Origin of the sequence: Allocatelliglobosispora scoriae, assembly GCF_014204945.1 — a bacterium.
GTDB classification, from domain to species: domain Bacteria; phylum Actinomycetota; class Actinomycetes; order Mycobacteriales; family Micromonosporaceae; genus Allocatelliglobosispora; species Allocatelliglobosispora scoriae.
Genome location: NZ_JACHMN010000003.1, coordinates 1,000,392 through 1,015,288, shown reverse-complemented (window position 1 = coordinate 1,015,288; position 14,897 = coordinate 1,000,392). Strand labels below are relative to the sequence as shown.

The window sequence follows — 14,897 nt, the reverse complement described above, 5'->3', positions numbered from 1 at the left end:
AGCAAATGCTCAACTACGACTCTTGCTACGGTGGAGCGCCGAACGGTGGGGGTGGGCGAGTGCTGGTGGTGCACGGTTCCTGGGTCGACGGAGGGCTTGCCGTCTGGGCCGAGCAGACCACGTCGCCCCCCGAACGCGCCCCGGCCGGCCGGCACCCGTTCGCTGCTCCCGCCACCGCGATCGCCGCCGCCCTCGGGCCGCTCGCCGACGGCGCGCACGCCGTCGACGAGCAGATCCTGCTGCCCGGGTCGGCCACGACACCGCTGCCGTCGCCCGAGTCCGGCATCGGCAGCCGCGTCCGGGCGCCGAAGATCGCGGCGTGGGGCGTACCCGCGCTGGTGTTGGAACCCGCCGCGGCCCTGCGCCTGCTGGAAGCGGAACTCGCCGCGACCGACGGCGGCCCGGAGTGGGGGCCGGGGACCTCGCTGCGCTACCTGGCGCTCGTCGCCGAACTCGCCGCCGACCTGGCGCGGCAGGGCCGGGTGCTGCCCGGGATCGCCGCGGACCGGCGGGCCGCCCGCTGGCGGGCCGTGCCGCTCGGCGCCGACGCCGCCTACCTCCGCGACCTCGCCACCGCGATGCCGCCGCTCTGCCGCGCGATCGGCCGCGAACGCCCCGCCGCCGAGACGCTGCGCGAGATGCTCGACGCGCTCGCCGACGCCGCGATCCGCCGCGCCCACCCCGACAAGCTCGTCATCCTCCCCAGGCCCGGGCCGAAGAAGCCGCTGATCGACCACTGGATCCTCGCGCTCACCGGCGCCGACGCGAGCCTGCCCGATCGGCCCGACGAGGCCCGCGAGTTGGGCGGCACCCTGGACACGTGGCTCGCCGCCACCGACGAGCTCGACGGGCCGATCCGGGTCTGCTTCCGGCTCGCCGAACCGGAGCCGGAGACCGACGACTGGGAGCTCGAGTTCGCGCTGCAGTCCGCCGACGACCCCAGCCTCTATGTTCCCGCCGAGCTGATCTGGACCGGACAGCGCGTGGCCGGGCTGCCGCCGCGCGCCGACGAGGTGCTGCTCGGCGGCCTGGGTCGGGCGGTCCGGCTCTACGGCGACCTCTACCCGGCGCTCGACGCGGCGAAGCCCAGCTCGATGACGGTCGACACGGGGTGGGCCTTCGGGTTCCTGCGCAACGCGGCACCTCTGCTCCAGGCGGCCGGGTTCGGGGTGCAGCTGCCGGCGTGGGCCGGGCGCAAGGGCCTCGGCCTCAAGCTCACCACCCGCTCGCGGTCCGCCTCCGGTCCGAAAGCCGCTACCGCGCAGGGGTTCGGGCTCAGCGAGCTCGTCGACTTCCGCCTCGACCTCGCGGTCGGCGACGACACGATCGGCGAGGACGAGCTCGAAGCGCTCGCGATGCTGAAGGTGCCGCTGGTCCGGGTCCGGGGCCACTGGGTCGAGCTGGACGGCCGGCAGCTCAAGGCGGCGCTGAAGGTCCTGGAGGAGCGCCGGACCGGCACGATGACGATCGACGAGGCGATCCGCGAGATCGTCGGCGGCGGTGACGCGGAGCTGCCGCTGGTCGGGATCGACGCGGACGGGCTGCTCGGCGACCTGATCAACAGCGACGAGGGCCGGTTGACGCCGGTGCCGACACCGCTGGACTTCCAGGGGCAGCTGCGGCCCTATCAGGAGCGCGGCCTGTCCTGGCTGAGCTTCCTGTCGAAGCTGGGACTGGGCGGGATCCTCGCCGACGACATGGGCCTCGGGAAGTGCATTCTGCCGGGAACGCCGGTCTACGCCAACGGCACCCTGCGCGCAGCCGAAGAACTCTGGGACCGGTACGCGGGTGCGTCGCGCTCCGACGGCGAAGGCGAGTGGGCCGAGCCGACCCGACCGCTGAGCACCAGTGCGCTGGACAGCTCCGGCACCATGACCTCGGCCGTGATCAGTCGGCTCTACCGCCAGCGGATCAGCGAGCCCGTACGCCGGATCCGGCTCGACGACGGCAGCGAGATCGCGATGACCCGCCGCCATCGGGTGTACGGGCTCGACGGCTGGACCACCGTGGTGCGGGTGGGTGACCGTGTCTGCGTACCCGGCGTCCTCACCTGGGACGGCGAACCCCGCGACCCCGCCGCGGTCGCGCTGCTCGCCACCCGGATCGGTGATCGGCGCATCCCGGACTACGTGCTGACCGGGGACGAGGACTGCATCCGGCTCTTCCTGCGGGAATACTTCACCGCTGCGGCGTCCGTGAGCGCGGCCACCCGCTCGGTGGAGATCTCGTCGGCGTCGCCGTGGCTGATGCAGCAGCTCGCCACGATGCTGCGCCGCCTGGGGATCTGGCTGCGGACCGGCGAGAACCGGGTCGGCCTCATCGGCGGCACGGGGCTGCGGCTCTTCCACGACCTGGTGGGCTTCGCCGATCCGGTGAAGCAGGCCCGGCTCGAAGCACTCTGCGAGATCGCGTCGTTTCCGGGAAACCAACCCTACCCACACGCACGATCGTGCTTCTTCCCGGAAACAGGCCCTACCGACGCCCGCCCAAGGGGCTACTTCCGGGAAACAGCACGATCACGCCCTCATCCCGGTTCGGCGGGGACGCTCTTGGCGTACCCCCGGACGTACGCGGCCCGGCCGGGCGCGATCCGCGACCGGACCGCGGACCGTCAGGTCTTCTACGCCACGGTCGTCAGCGTCGAGGAGTTCCACCACGACGGCTTCGTCTACGACTTCGAGGTGGCGGAGCACCACAACTACGTCGCCGGCGGCATGCTCTGCCACAACACCGCCCAGACGCTGTCGCTGCTACTCACCGAGCGGCACGGGGCGCGGCCGGGGCCGACGCTGCTGATCTGTCCGATGTCGCTGGTGAGCAACTGGCGCAAGGAGGCCGAGCGGTTCGCGCCGTCACTGCGGGTCTATGTCCACCATGGAGCGACACGGCAGCGTGACGACGACCTCGCCGCCGCCGTCGACGGCGCCGACCTGGTCCTCACCACCTATGGCACGGCGCTGCGGGACCTCGGCGCGCTGCAGGGTCTCACCTGGGAGCGCATCGTCTGCGACGAAGCGCAGGCGATCAAGAACAGCTCCGCGCGCCAGGCCCAGGTGGTCCGCTCGCTGCCCGCGCGCACCCGGCTCGCCTTGACGGGTACGCCCGTCGAAAACCACCTCGCCGAGCTCTGGTCGATCATGGAGTTCTGCAATCCGGGTCTGCTCGGACCGGCGAAGCGCTTCCGCGACCGCTTCCAGGTGCCGATCGAGACCAAGGGCGACGCGGACGCGACGGCCGCCCTGCGCCAGGCGACGGGACCGTTCATCCTGCGGCGCCTGAAGACCGACAAGTCCATCATCTCCGACCTGCCGGAGAAGCTGGAGATGAAGACCTGGTGCACGCTCACCCCGGAGCAGGCGAGCCTCTACCAGGCGGTCGTCACCGACATGATGGACAAGATCGAGATTTCGGACGGGATCGAGCGGCGCGGCAACGTGATCGCCACGATGACCCGCCTCAAGCAGGTCTGCAACCACCCCGCCCACCTGCTCAAGGACGGCTCGCGGCTGGCCGGACGATCGGGCAAGCTGGCCCGGCTGGAGGAGCTCGCGGAGGAGATCCTCGCCGAGGGCGACAAAGCGCTGATCTTCACGCAGTACTCCGAGTTCGGCACGATGCTCCAGCCCTACCTCTCGGCGCACCTGGACCGGCCGGTGCTGTGGCTGCACGGCGGCCTGCCCAAGAGCAAGCGCGATGAGCTGGTCGAGCGCTTCCAGAACGACCCGGAGCCGATGCTCTTCCTGCTCTCGCTGAAGGCGGCCGGCACCGGCCTCAACCTGACCGCAGCCAACCACGTGATCCATGTGGACCGCTGGTGGAACCCGGCGGTGGAGAACCAGGCGACCGACCGCGCCTTCCGGATCGGACAGACCAAGAACGTGCAGGTACGCAAGTTCATCTGCGTCGGCACCCTGGAGGAGCGGATCGACGAGATGATCGAGCGCAAGCGCGCCCTGGCGGACAGCGTCGTCGGCACCGGCGAGGAGTGGATCAGCGAGCTGAGCACCGATCAGCTGCGGGAGCTCTTCCGCCTCGACCCGTCGGCGGTGAGCTGAGATGCCGGTCGGCAAGGACGGGTTCTTCGAGGCGGCGAAGCCGATCCCGGTCGAGGGCGGCATCAAGGCCCGCAGCCGGCGCGGCTCGATCGGCGAGCAGTGGTGGTCGCGGCGGTTCGTGGACATCCTGGAGGAGATCTGCGATCCGGGGCGCCTCGTTCGGGGCCGGGCCTATGCCCGCAAGGGCCAGGTGCTGAGCATGTCGATCGAGCCCGGCGTCGTGGCGGCGCAGGTCCAGGGCTCGCGACCGACGCCTTACGCGGTGTCGGTGCGGATCGGCGCCTACGCCGACGAGATCTGGACCGTGCTCGTCGAGGCGCTGGGCGCACGGGCGGTCTACCGCGCGCAACTGCTCGCCGGGGAGATGCCGCACGAGATCGAGCAGGTCTTCGCCGAGATCGGACACCCGCTCTTCCCCGAGGGCAGGCTCGGGCCCGGCGGGTTGGCGATGGAGTGCTCGTGCCCGGACCACGGTGTGCCGTGCAAGCACCTGTCGGCGGTGCTCTACCTGCTCGGCGAGGCGTTCGACGACGACCCGTTCCTGGTCCTGGCGTGGCGTGGCCGAACCCGGTCGGCGCTGCTCGACGCGGTGCGGGGCACCGCCGACGATGCGGTCGCGCCGGTGGCGGCGGTCGATGTGCCGTTCGCGCAGCGGTTGGCCGACTTCTACTCCCCGGCGATTCCGCTGAGCCGACTGCGATCGCGGCCACCCCGGCAGGAGGCGCCGGTGGACCTGCTGCTGCGCGCGGTGGAGGCGCCGAAGCTGAAGGTACGCCACCTGCCGCTCATCGACATCCTGCGCTCGGCCTATCGCCGGTTCGACGCGGACTGAGCCGAGTGCGGCAGCTCGGCCCAGCGAGCGATCCGATGCCGGAGCGACGGCTTGCAGCGCCCGTCACGCGGTGGCCGGCCAGGCGCACGGTGCGGCCGTGTGCGCCTTTGCGCACAAGGCGACGAGCAACGCCGCCAGGCGCCACGTGACGGACGCTCTCAGCAGAAGGTCTCGGTGAAGGTGACCCAGGCGGTGGTGGTGCCCCAGACCGTCTGGTTGCCGTTGCAGTCCTCGTACTTGGCGCCCGCGAGGGTGGTCTTCGACGGTCCCGTGTACCAGTTCGTGACGCAGTAGGCCATGATCGTGCAGGCTCGGGCGTGCGCGGGCGCGGCCGGTGCGACGGCGGCGAGGGTGGCCCCGGCCGCCAGCAGCAGGGCGGTGACGCTGCGTGAAATCATGATCTCTCCCAACGAGAACGCTATATATAGACGGGAGACTATCAGTTCTCCGATGGCGCGGAGGGCGGACCGGTCCTACGATGCTGTGGCAGTTGGTCGAAAATGATCAACGTCAAGGAGGACCATGACCACCCCATCGCAACCCGCCGGCTCCGCCGCCAGGGACTCCATCAGGTCGCTGCTGCAGCCCTCCGGCTCAGCCGGAGATGCCATCAAGTCGCTGCGGACGCTCTTCGTCTGGGCGATGCTCGCCTACGTGGCGGCCATCCTCTTCTTCGAATTCTTCCGCTGGGTCCTTCCCACCGGCTACAGCAGCACGTTCGCCTCGCGATCCGCGAACGCGGACTTCACCACCCTCACCACGCTCGCCCTTCCGCTGGTGGCGGTCCTGCTGGCGACGGTGGTCCAGCCCGCTCTCGGCATCGGCAAGCTCGCCTGCCTCGCCGCGCTCGGCCTCTACGTCTTCATGCTCTTCTTCGACGGCATCACCTTCCTCATCGGCCTGGGCAGCGTCTTCGACGGGGTGGGGTCCGCGTCGGGCTCACTGAGCGTGCTCGCCTATGTGGTCATCGGCCTGTTCGACCTGGTCTGGGTCGTCCTGGCGGGCTTCGCGGTATTCAAGATCTTCACCGCCATCGGCGGAAAGCTCAACGTGGGCAACGCGGCTCCGGTCGCGTGACCCTCGGATACTGCTCCGGGTGACCAACTAGTCACCCGGAGCAGTATCGGCAAGTGGGAGTGGCCCAGTACCCTCACCGGGTGACGGGTGATGAGGTCTTCGTGGCATACCGGAAATACGACGGTGCGCTGCACTGGCACCAGACGATGCGCCGCCTCGGGGAGGACCGGCACGGCGTCTGGCTTGGCGCGGGCGCCGGCACCACGGTCCGGCGCGGTGACGGTCCACTGAAGACGCTGGAGCACGGCAAGGTCATCCTGATCTCCCCCGGCTCCTGGTGGACCGCCTCGTTCAACGGCCCGCCAGCCCGGCTGGAGATCTACTGCGACATCACCACGCCGCCGACCTGGCCGCACCCGGGCGAGGTGACCATGGTCGATCTCGACCTGGACGTGGTCCGCTTCCGCCACAACGGCAGCGTGGCGCTGCTCGACGAGGACGAGTTCGCGGAGCACCGGATCCGCTACGGCTATCCGCCGGAGGTCATCGCCGCGGCGCTACGTGCCGCGACCTGGCTGCACACGGCGATCGGCTCCGGCGCCGAGCCCTTCGCGTCCGAGCACCAGAGCTGGCTGTCGAAGGTGTGACCGAGGTGCTCGGCTCCCGCCGGCCCGCACCACTGGTGCGCGGCGCCGAGCAGGCGCACGATATCGCCTATGCAGACCGATGTGGCGGTCCTCGGCGGGGGCATGGCGGGGATGGCGACCGCGCTGCGCCTGCAGGCCCGCGGGGTGCGGACGGTCCTGCTGGAGGCACACGGGCATGCCGGTGGCTGCGCGGGCTACTGGCGCCATCGGGGGTTCTCCTTCGACGTCGGCGCGACCACCCTGGTCGACTTCGAACCGGGCGGGGTCGGCGCCGAGCTGCTCGACTCCGTCGGGATGGGCCCGGTCATCGGCGAGGCGCTCCCCGGCTACCAGGCCTGGCTGCCCGATCGGACCGTCCGGCTCCACCGCGACCAGGCCGCCTGGCACGCCGAGCGGCTGCGCGCCTTCGGCGACGACGAGGCGCACCGGCGCTTCTGGCGTTTCCTGGACACCGTCTCCGACGGGTTCTGGCGGGCCAGCCGCTCCGGCGTCCGGCTGCCGCTGCGGCACCCCGCCGACCTGCTCGCCAACGCCCGGGCGATCGGCCTGCGGCACGCGCCGCTCGCCCGGCACCTCAACGCCACCCTCGGCGGCGCCCTGCGCCGGCACGGCCTGCGCGGTGACGCGGCCCTCTGCGGGCTGCTCGGCATGCTGGTCGAGGACACCGTCCACAGTGACCTCGACGACGCTCCCCTGATCAACGCCGCGCTCGGCGTGACGATCCGGGGCGCCGGGCTGACCCGCCACGAGGGCGGCATGCACGGGCTCTGGCGGCGCCTCGTCACGCATTACCGCTCGCTCGGTGGCGAGCTGCGCACGGCGAGCCTGGTCACGGGGGTCGAGGGCCGGGCCGGGGCCTTCACGGTGCGGACGGCCCGCGCGACGATCGGTGCCCGGTGCGTGGTGAGCGCGCTGCCGGCCGAGTCGACCTCGACGATCTTCGGCGGCACGGTCGCCCGCCGGCTGGCGCCCTTTCTCGCCCGGGACACGCAGCGGCTGGGCGGCGCGATCGTGGTCTTCCTCGGCGTACCCGACAGTGACGTGTCTGGACCTGACCTCACCCACCACCAGCTGCTGCAGGACTATGCGGCGCCGCTCGGCGACGGCAACAACATGTTCGTCTCGGTCTCCGCCCCGGGCGACCTGCTGAGCGCCCCGGCCGGGCACCGCGCGGTGATGATCTCCACCCACACCTCGCTCGCCACCTGGAGCGGCCTCACCCCGGAGGAGCACACCCTGCATCGCACGGAGATCGGCGAGCGCCTCCTCGGCCTCGCGCGCCGCGCCTACCCGCGGCTGGGCGAGGCGCCCCTGGTCGAGAGCACGGCAACCCCCAGGGCATTCGCCAGGTACGCCTTCCGGCCGCACGGTGCCGTCGGCGGCGTACGCCAGACCCCGCGCCACACCAATCTCCACGCGATCCCGCACGATCTCGGCGTACCGGGAGTGCGGTTGGTCGGCGACTCGACCTGGCCGGGGCTGGGCACCGTGGCCTGCGTCATCGGCAGCCGGATCGTCGCCGACGACATCCGGCGCGAGCTGCGGCGGGCCCGGTGACGACGCTGCCGACCCTGCGGGAGCTCGGGCCGGAGCTGACCGCGACCACCCCGGTTCAGCGCGCCACGGCGCTGACGCGGCCCTTCGCCATGGTGATCATCTTCATCGCGGCGGCCTGGCTGGGCTGGTGGTGGCTGACCCCGCTGATCATGTTCGGCATCTTTGTCGCGGTCGTCACCGCCACCCACGACGTCGTGCACCGCACCCTCGGCCTCGGCCCGCGCGCCACCGACTGGGCGCTCTTCGTCAGCGGCGTGGTGCTGCTGGAGAGCGGCCACGCCTACCGTGCCAGCCACCTGCAGCACCACCGCCTCTTCCCGCACCCCGACGACCCGGAGGGCTACCCGGCGGAGCTGAGCCTGCTGGGAGCGGTCTGCTACGGCCCGGTCTTCCTGCTGCGACTGTGGTGGTGGGCCTGGCGCCGGGGTGCCGACCGGACCTGGCTGCTCGTCGAGGCGGCCGTGCCGGCCACGGTGCTCGCGGTCGGCGCCGCGCTGTGGCCGGTGACGCCGTGGGTGCTCGCCTACGCCGGGATGGCGATCGTGGGGAGCTGGGTCTATCCGCTGCTCACGGTCTATCTCCCGCACCACGGTCACGGCGACGACCCGATCACCCAGACGCGTACGCTGCGCGGGCGCATCATCCCGGGGATCTTCCTGGAGCTCACATATCACCTGGAGCACCACCTCTATCCCCAGGTGCCCAGCCACCACCTGCGTACCCTGTCGCAACGCCTCGATCCGCTGCTCGCCGCGGCGGGGGCGAAAGTGATCAAGGTGCCCTGACCGATTGTCGGGGGTGCGGGGAATACTGGGGGCATGTGCCGGAGCATCAAAACCCTGCGCCCGCCCTTCCAGGAGATCGTCACCGAGGACGACATGCACGCAGCCGCGCTGCAATATGTCCGCAAGATCTCCGGATTCCGGGCCCCCGCCGCCCACAACGCCGAGGCGTTCGACCGTGCCGTGGCCGCCGTCACGGCCGCCACGCTGGAGCTGCTCGACACCCTCGAGGTGCGGCGCTGAGTCCCGACGAGGTCGTCACGACACTCCGCGCCGCGGGCTGCGTCTTCGCCGAGGAGGAGGCCGAGCTGCTGCTGGCGGCGCCCGGTGACCGCCTCGGCGAGCTGATCGCCCGTCGGGTCGCCGGTGAGCCGCTGGAGCAGGTGCTGGGCTGGGCCGCCTTCTGCGGTCACCGCGTCGGCGTGGACCTCGGCGTCTTCGTGCCGCGCGTCCGCACCGAGCTGCTCGCACGGACCGCCGCTGAGGGCCTGCGCGATGGCGCGATCGTCGTGGACCTGTGCTGCGGCGCGGGGGCGATCGCGCTCGTGCTCGCCCAGGCCGCCGACGGGGTCGAGGTCTGGGCGGCCGATGTCGATCCCGCCGCCGTGGCCTGCGCGACTCGCAACCTCGCTGCCTTCGGCGGGCGGGTCAGCCGGGGCGACCTCTTCGACGCGCTCCCCGATCACCTGCGCGGCCGGATCGACGTGCTCGCCGCCAACGTCCCCTACGTGCCGACCGGCGCCATCGAGACGCTGCCCGCCGAGGCCAGGCTGCACGAGGCCCGGGTCGCGCTCGACGGCGGCGACGACGGGCTCGACCTGCTCCGCCGGGTCGCCGCCGAGGCCGGTGCCTGGCTCGCCCCGGGCGGCACGGTGCTGATGGAGGTCACCGAGGAGCAGGAGCCGACCGCGACCAAGGCTCTGCTCGCGGGCGGGCTGACGACCCGGGTCGTGCTCGACGACGAGCTCGGCGCGACCGTCGTGATCGGTGTGCGCGCCTGACCACGGGATGGAGCCGGCGACAGCGTGACGGAGGTCGAGCGGGCGCTGGTCACCGTACGCACCCTGGTCCAGAGACACCCCAAGATCGTCGCAACTCTTCAAGAGGTGGTCCGAAAACCCATGGGACCACCTCTTGAAGAGTTGCGACGATCTTGGGGGATCGAGGGGCGGGCGGGTGTCGGGGACGGCTACTTGTTCTTCTGCCTGCGGAGCACGAGGACGACGACGACCACGATGATGCCGACGACGACGAGGCAGCACAGGCCACCCAGGATCGTGCCGAAGCCGAGGCTGCTCTTCTTCTTGCGGACGAGGTCGGCGGCGCCGCTCGTCTCGGCCCACGCGGCTGCGGGCGCCAGCACGGTCACGATCATCGCGGCCACGGCCGCACCTACCCGGGTCCACCAGCGGTTTGGAGAGATCATCCGTCCATCATGACGCACCGGATCAAGTGGCGAGAGTACCTGCGGTGTCGGGAAGTGGCGCTTGGCTGCTCAGTCGGCGTGGGTGCATTGCTGAGGTGCGGGGTGGGAGCCGTCGGCGGTGGGCCAGAGGAGGCTCACCGTGACGCAGAAGGTGATCTTCTTTGGATAGCCGCGCTGGGTGAAGCGGTGCGTTCCGGGTGCCAGGGACTGCGAGCTCTGCTGGCCGTCGATCACGATCGTGACCACCGGCGTCGCCGACCCCTGGGACGGATCCACCCAGGTCACCGCGATCTCCTTCGTCGTCGCGACGATCTTGACCGCCTCCGGGGGGCCAGGCGCGGTGACGGTCGGCTGCGCCTCGGTGACGATGACCGGTGGTTTCGGCGGCTCCGGCCGGGTCAGCACCGAGCCGACTGCGACGGCGAGCGCCGTGACCGCGGCAGCCCCCGCGACATAGGCCGAGGTGCGCACCGGCCGTCGCCGCCAGACCGCCATCTTCCGCGGTCCGGTGAGCCGGGGCGCGTCGTCGTCGACCTCGACCTCCTCGACCGGACCCTCGGCGTCGAGCTCGATCAGGTCCTGGCTGAGCAGCCTCGTCACGATGTGGCGGGCGCCGAGGTCGTCCATCGCGTCGACATGGGCGGAGCTGAGCAGCCGTCGGGCGGAGGCCGGATCGCCGGAGCGGATCTGCAGGTCGATGAGTTGCCGGGTGATCCGGACGGTGTGCGGGTCGAAGGCGCCGAACTCGTGGCGGAACCGGGCCAGCGACTGGGTCAGCGCCTCGATCGCACGGGGCGCATCGCCTCGGTCGGCGGCGATGAGGGCGAGGTGGGCGCGGGCGAGCAGCACCGCACGGGCCGTGTGGCGGCGCCGCTGACCGCCGCCGTTGAGCACCATCCGGTAGAGCACCTCGGCCCGCTCGATGCGGCCCAGGTCGTGCAGGATCGTGGCGTAGGTGACGGTGGCACGCAAGGTCACCGGGTGCCGGGGACCCCAGACCGTGAAGCAGTGGTGCGCGAGCGGCTGCGCGATCGGCAGCGCCAGGTCGAGGCGGCCGGTCTCGCGGGCGACCTCGGCATACAACCGCTGGGTGGTGGCTCGCGCGAGGGGCGGCATCGCAGCGAGCCGCAGCGGGCTGCTCACCAGCTCGCCGAGGAGCGTGAACGCGTCGTCGAGCTGCCACGAGTGGAATAGGTCGACCGCCTGTGCGAGGGAGTCGGCGTCATCCATTCCACAGATGGTCGTCGTCCGACGTCGATCTGTCGAGGGTACGTGTGGCCAGTGCTAGACGATCAGGTGCGGAACGAAGCGCGCGCCCTGGTCGGTGATGAGCCCTTCGGCCTCCCGGATGCCGAGCCCGGCCGGCTCGCCGTCGACCACCCAGGCCCCGAGGACCGGCCGCCGTCCGCCGAAGTCGGGCAGCGGGTAGAAAGCCTGGTAGCAGAAGCCTTCCGCGCCGTAGACCGGACCGCCCTCGGGCACCGGCAGCGTCACTTCGCCGCCGGGAGTGACGATGCGTACGCCGCCACCCTCCCGCCCCAGCAGCGGCTTGGCGACATATCCGGTCGGTGCCAGCTCACGCGGACCGTCGAGATAGCTCGGCAGCAGGTTGGGGTGGCCGGGGAAGAGTTCCCAGAGGATCGCGAGCAGCGCCTTGTTGGACAGCAGCATCTTCCACGGCGGCTCGATCCAGATCGGACCGTTGGCGGCGCGCACGGCGTGCTCGCCGAACTTGTCGGTGGTGAGCCACTCCCAGGGGTAGAGCTTGAAGATCGCTTTGATCGTGCGGTTCTGCAGGTCGATGAAGCGCTGCTCGGCCGGGTCCCAGCCGATCTCCTCCATCGAGATCAGCACCGTGTGCAGCCCGGCCTGCTCGGCGCACTCCTGCAGGTAGGCGACGGTGAGGTAGTCCTCGCCGAGCTCGTCGGCCTCGGAGTAGGCCAGGTGCAGCGGCCCGGTCGGCAGCAGCGGCGCCTGTGCCCGCCACGCGTCGACGAGCCGCTCGTGCAGCGAGTTCCACTGGTCGGCCTCGGGGAAGAGCTCCTCCAGCCAGAACCACTGCGGTCCGGCGGCCTCCAGCAGCGACGTCGGGGTGTCCGCGTTGTATTCGAGGAGCTTGGCGGGGCCGGAGCCGTCGTAGCGCAGGTCGAAGCGGCCGTAGACGCTCGGTGCCCGGTCCCGCTCCCGCCAGGACTTCGTGATCATGTCGATGACGTGCGGATCCCGGATGCCGTAGTCGTGCAGGCGCCCGGCGGCGATGACGTGCTCGGCGGCGGCGAGGCACATCTCGTGCAGGTTGGCGACGACCGTCTCCAGCGCCTCGATCTCGGTGAGCGAGAACTCGTAGTAGGCGGTCTCGTCCCAGTAGTCGTAGATCTCGCCCTGCGCGTTGAGCGTCACCGCGTAGCCCAGGCCCTGCGACTCGACCGTGTCGCGCCAGCCGGGACGGGCGGGGCGGGTCATCCTGCGCACGTCAGCCACCACCGTGGAAGAGGCCGCCGAAGCCGCCGCGCTCGAACGAGCCGCCGACCATCTTGCCCTTGGAGCTGCTGCCGCCGTAATACCACCGGGAGCCGGTGTGGCCGTTGTTGCAGTTGTCGTCGTCGATGACGTTGTTGGTGGAGGTGTCGACGCAGCGCCGGTCCTCCTTCTGCGTCAGGAAGCCGCAGGAGCAGATGGTCAGCACCGTCGCGGCGATGCCGCCGATGACCACGTTGCGGGAGCGCATGCGCCGCTTCGCCGGCTGGACCGGCTGCACCGGCGGGACCGGGACGGTGGGGCGCTGCGCCGTCTTGCGCTTCTTCGGCGGCTTACCCGGCTGGACGGGGTTGACGTTCACGGCAGTGCACCGAGCGGCGCCGCACCGGGGGGCAGCGCAGGTGAGCCGGCGGGCACGCCGGGCAGGCACGCGACCGGGTCGAGGAGTGGAGCGGGGGTCATGGCTGGTGAGCGTACAGATCGTTGGCAAGGATCTGGACGGGGTGCGCTAAGGTCGCCGCGTGACTGACCTCCTGCCCGGGCTGCTCGCGGCCGTGATCTACTCCGTTGTCGGAATTGTGCTTCTCTTCGCCGGTTTCCTGATGGTGGATCTCATCACCCCCGGTCGCCTGCGCGACCAGATCTGGGTCGACCGCAGCCGCAACGCGGCGAGCTACGTCGCGACCGCGCTGCTCGGCATCGGTGCGATCGTCGTCACCGCGATCGCGGTCAGCGACTCGGACCTGCTCGACGGGCTGGTCTCCACGGCCGTCTTCGGCCTCGCCGGGACCGCGCTGATGGCCGGGGCGTTCTGGGTGCTCGACATGCTGACGCCGGGACGGCTCGGCGAGATGATCGTCGACCCGAAGCCGCACCCCGCCGTGTGGGTGAGCTGCGCCAGCAATATCGCGATCGCGGCCATCGTGTGTGCTTCCATGATCCCGTGAGCCTTCCGAGAACGACCCAGCCGGCCTTCCTCGCGCCAGCACACAACTCCCCGGCGCGCCCTGCGGGGCTCGGTCGCTCCGCTCCCCCACTCCTCGCGCCAGCACACAACTCCCCGGCGCGCCCTGCGAGGCTCGGTCGCTCCGCTCCCCCACTCCTCGCGCCAGCACACAACTCCCCGGCGCGCCCTGCGGGGCTCGGTCGCTCCGCTCCCCCACTCCTCGCGCCAGCACACAACTCCCCGGCGCGCCCTGCGGGGCTCGGTCGCTCCGCTCCCCCACTCCTCGCGCCAGCACACAACTCCCCGGCGCGCCCTGCGGGGCTCGGTCGCTCCGCTCCCTCACTCCTCGTGCCAGCGCCATGACCTTCCTCAGCGACATGCCCGACGGCGACGGGGAGGTCTACCGCGTCGACACCGGGCTCGCCGAGTTCTACGCCGACCCGCACATGCCCGGCGCCTGGACCCTCGTGCTCGACGGCATGCCGCAATCGCACGTCAACGCCGACGACCCGACGATGATCGCGTTCGACTACGTACGCCGGATCGTCGACATCATCGACACCGTGGCCCCGCCCGGTCCGCTGCGGTTCCTGCACCTCGGCGGCGGCGGGCTCACGCTGCCCCGGTGCCTCGCGGCGCTGCGGCCGGGCAGCGAGCAGCGGGTGGTCGAGATCGACGGCTCGCTCGCCGGTCTCGTGCTGGCCCGATCACCGCTCGAGGACGACTCGATCACGGTGACGATCGGCGACGCCCTCGATGCGCTGCGACCGCTGCCGGTCGGCGCCTTCGACGTGGTGATCGCCGACATCTTCACCGGCGCCCGGGTGCCCGGGCACGTGCGTACGTCGGAGTTCGCGCAGCTCGCGGCACGCGCGGTCGACCGGGACGGCTGCTACATCGCCAACATCATCGACAAGTCGCCCCTCGACTTCGCCCGGGGCCAGGCGGCGACCCTGCGCGAGGTCTTCAACACCGTGGCGATCATGGCCGATGCGGCCGTCCTGCGCGGGCGCCGCTCGGGCAACCTGCTGCTCGTCGGCGGTGACGACATCGACCTGGGCGGGATGGTCCGGCGGGCCGCCACCGACCCCTTCCCGGTCCGGGTGGAGCACGGTGACCGGCTCACCTCCTTCATCAAGGGCCGCTCTAGGCTTTGA

The 14,897-nt window shown here is 71.3% G+C and carries 15 protein-coding genes; 10 read left to right on the top strand and 5 right to left on the bottom strand.

Going from position 1 to position 14,897, the window contains the following annotated elements; all coding sequences use genetic code 11:
* The first annotated feature begins 59 nt into the window (after positions 1-59).
* Together F4553_RS40290 and F4553_RS31075 are read left to right on the top strand one after the other, a co-directional pair.
* A complete protein-coding gene (locus F4553_RS40290; RefSeq protein WP_221470549.1) occupies positions 60-4,055 on the top strand; it encodes an SNF2-related protein in 3,996 nt (1,331 codons plus the stop codon).
* A gap of 1 nt (position 4,056) precedes the next feature.
* Complete coding sequence (locus F4553_RS31075) at positions 4,057-4,887, top strand: SWIM zinc finger family protein (protein WP_184843159.1); 831 nt, start codon at positions 4,057-4,059, stop codon at positions 4,885-4,887.
* Positions 4,888-5,045: 158 nt separating this feature from the next.
* Here F4553_RS31075 and F4553_RS31070 read toward each other — a convergent pair whose 3' ends face one another.
* On the bottom strand, positions 5,046-5,285 hold the full coding sequence (locus tag F4553_RS31070; protein WP_184843156.1) for a DUF6289 family protein: 240 nt from the start codon (positions 5,283-5,285) through the stop codon (positions 5,046-5,048).
* A 124-nt stretch (positions 5,286-5,409) separates the two neighbouring features.
* Between F4553_RS31070 and F4553_RS31065 the strand changes: the two genes are divergently transcribed.
* The 6 genes from F4553_RS31065 (at position 5,410) to F4553_RS31040 (ending at position 9,891) form a co-directional block, all read left to right on the top strand.
* Positions 5,410-5,964, top strand: a complete 555-nt coding sequence (locus tag F4553_RS31065; protein WP_184843153.1) for a hypothetical protein — start codon at positions 5,410-5,412, stop codon at positions 5,962-5,964.
* Positions 5,965-6,044: 80 nt separating this feature from the next.
* Positions 6,045-6,551, top strand: a complete 507-nt coding sequence (locus tag F4553_RS31060) for a DUF402 domain-containing protein (RefSeq protein ID WP_184843150.1) — start codon at positions 6,045-6,047, stop codon at positions 6,549-6,551.
* A 69-nt stretch (positions 6,552-6,620) separates the two neighbouring features.
* The gene (locus tag F4553_RS31055; protein WP_184843147.1) at positions 6,621-8,108 is read left to right on the top strand and encodes a phytoene desaturase family protein; all 1,488 of its coding nucleotides are present in this window, start codon (positions 6,621-6,623) and stop codon (positions 8,106-8,108) included.
* The gene (locus tag F4553_RS31050; RefSeq protein WP_312875456.1) at positions 8,105-8,893 is read left to right on the top strand and encodes a fatty acid desaturase family protein; all 789 of its coding nucleotides are present in this window, start codon (positions 8,105-8,107) and stop codon (positions 8,891-8,893) included. Before F4553_RS31055 ends, F4553_RS31050 begins: the two co-directional genes overlap by 4 nt.
* 33 nt (positions 8,894-8,926) lie before the next feature.
* Positions 8,927-9,133, top strand: coding sequence for a DUF2277 domain-containing protein (locus F4553_RS31045; protein ID WP_184843144.1), 207 nt, complete (start codon positions 8,927-8,929; stop codon positions 9,131-9,133).
* The gene (locus F4553_RS31040; RefSeq protein ID WP_184847148.1) at positions 9,130-9,891 is read left to right on the top strand and encodes a putative protein N(5)-glutamine methyltransferase; all 762 of its coding nucleotides are present in this window, start codon (positions 9,130-9,132) and stop codon (positions 9,889-9,891) included. The genes F4553_RS31045 and F4553_RS31040 overlap by 4 nt, the downstream gene beginning before the upstream one ends.
* Before the next feature lie 188 nt (positions 9,892-10,079).
* Here the strand turns inward: F4553_RS31040 and F4553_RS31035 are convergent, their stop codons facing one another.
* From F4553_RS31035 to F4553_RS31020, 4 genes are all read right to left on the bottom strand, one after another.
* Positions 10,080-10,316, bottom strand: coding sequence for a hypothetical protein (locus F4553_RS31035; RefSeq protein ID WP_184843141.1), 237 nt, complete (start codon positions 10,314-10,316; stop codon positions 10,080-10,082).
* A 69-nt stretch (positions 10,317-10,385) separates the two neighbouring features.
* Positions 10,386-11,546, bottom strand: a complete 1,161-nt coding sequence (locus F4553_RS31030; protein ID WP_184843139.1) for a tetratricopeptide repeat-containing protein — start codon at positions 11,544-11,546, stop codon at positions 10,386-10,388.
* Between the two features lie 54 nt (positions 11,547-11,600).
* A complete protein-coding gene (locus F4553_RS31025) occupies positions 11,601-12,779 on the bottom strand; it encodes a glutathionylspermidine synthase family protein (RefSeq protein WP_184847146.1) in 1,179 nt (392 codons plus the stop codon).
* 10 nt (positions 12,780-12,789) lie between these two features.
* Positions 12,790-13,155, bottom strand: coding sequence for a hypothetical protein (locus F4553_RS31020; RefSeq protein ID WP_221470548.1), 366 nt, complete (start codon positions 13,153-13,155; stop codon positions 12,790-12,792).
* A 160-nt stretch (positions 13,156-13,315) separates the two neighbouring features.
* Here F4553_RS31020 and F4553_RS31015 point away from each other — a divergent pair, with 160 nt between their 5' ends.
* Together F4553_RS31015 and F4553_RS31010 are read left to right on the top strand one after the other, a co-directional pair.
* Positions 13,316-13,741, top strand: coding sequence for a DUF350 domain-containing protein (locus F4553_RS31015; RefSeq protein WP_184843136.1), 426 nt, complete (start codon positions 13,316-13,318; stop codon positions 13,739-13,741).
* A gap of 358 nt (positions 13,742-14,099) precedes the next feature.
* Complete coding sequence (locus F4553_RS31010; protein WP_184843133.1) at positions 14,100-14,897, top strand: spermidine synthase; 798 nt, start codon at positions 14,100-14,102, stop codon at positions 14,895-14,897.

What these genes read in the sequence shown, in the direction of transcription:
- F4553_RS31075 (WP_184843159.1), top strand. Translation starts at nt 4,057, where the DNA reads ATGCCGGTCGGCAAGGACGGGTTCTTCGAGGCGGCGAAGCCGATCCCG.
- F4553_RS31025 (WP_184847146.1), bottom strand. Translation starts at nt 12,779, where the DNA reads ATGACCCGCCCCGCCCGTCCCGGCTGGCGCGACACGGTCGAGTCGCAG.
- F4553_RS31010 (WP_184843133.1), top strand. Translation starts at nt 14,100, where the DNA reads ATGACCTTCCTCAGCGACATGCCCGACGGCGACGGGGAGGTCTACCGC.
- F4553_RS31045 (WP_184843144.1), top strand. Translation starts at nt 8,927, where the DNA reads ATGTGCCGGAGCATCAAAACCCTGCGCCCGCCCTTCCAGGAGATCGTC.
- F4553_RS31070 (WP_184843156.1), bottom strand. Translation starts at nt 5,285, where the DNA reads ATGATTTCACGCAGCGTCACCGCCCTGCTGCTGGCGGCCGGGGCCACC.
- F4553_RS31065 (WP_184843153.1), top strand. Translation starts at nt 5,410, where the DNA reads ATGACCACCCCATCGCAACCCGCCGGCTCCGCCGCCAGGGACTCCATC.
- F4553_RS31055 (WP_184843147.1), top strand. Translation starts at nt 6,621, where the DNA reads ATGCAGACCGATGTGGCGGTCCTCGGCGGGGGCATGGCGGGGATGGCG.
- F4553_RS31030 (WP_184843139.1), bottom strand. Translation starts at nt 11,546, where the DNA reads ATGGATGACGCCGACTCCCTCGCACAGGCGGTCGACCTATTCCACTCG.
- F4553_RS31035 (WP_184843141.1), bottom strand. Translation starts at nt 10,316, where the DNA reads ATGATCTCTCCAAACCGCTGGTGGACCCGGGTAGGTGCGGCCGTGGCC.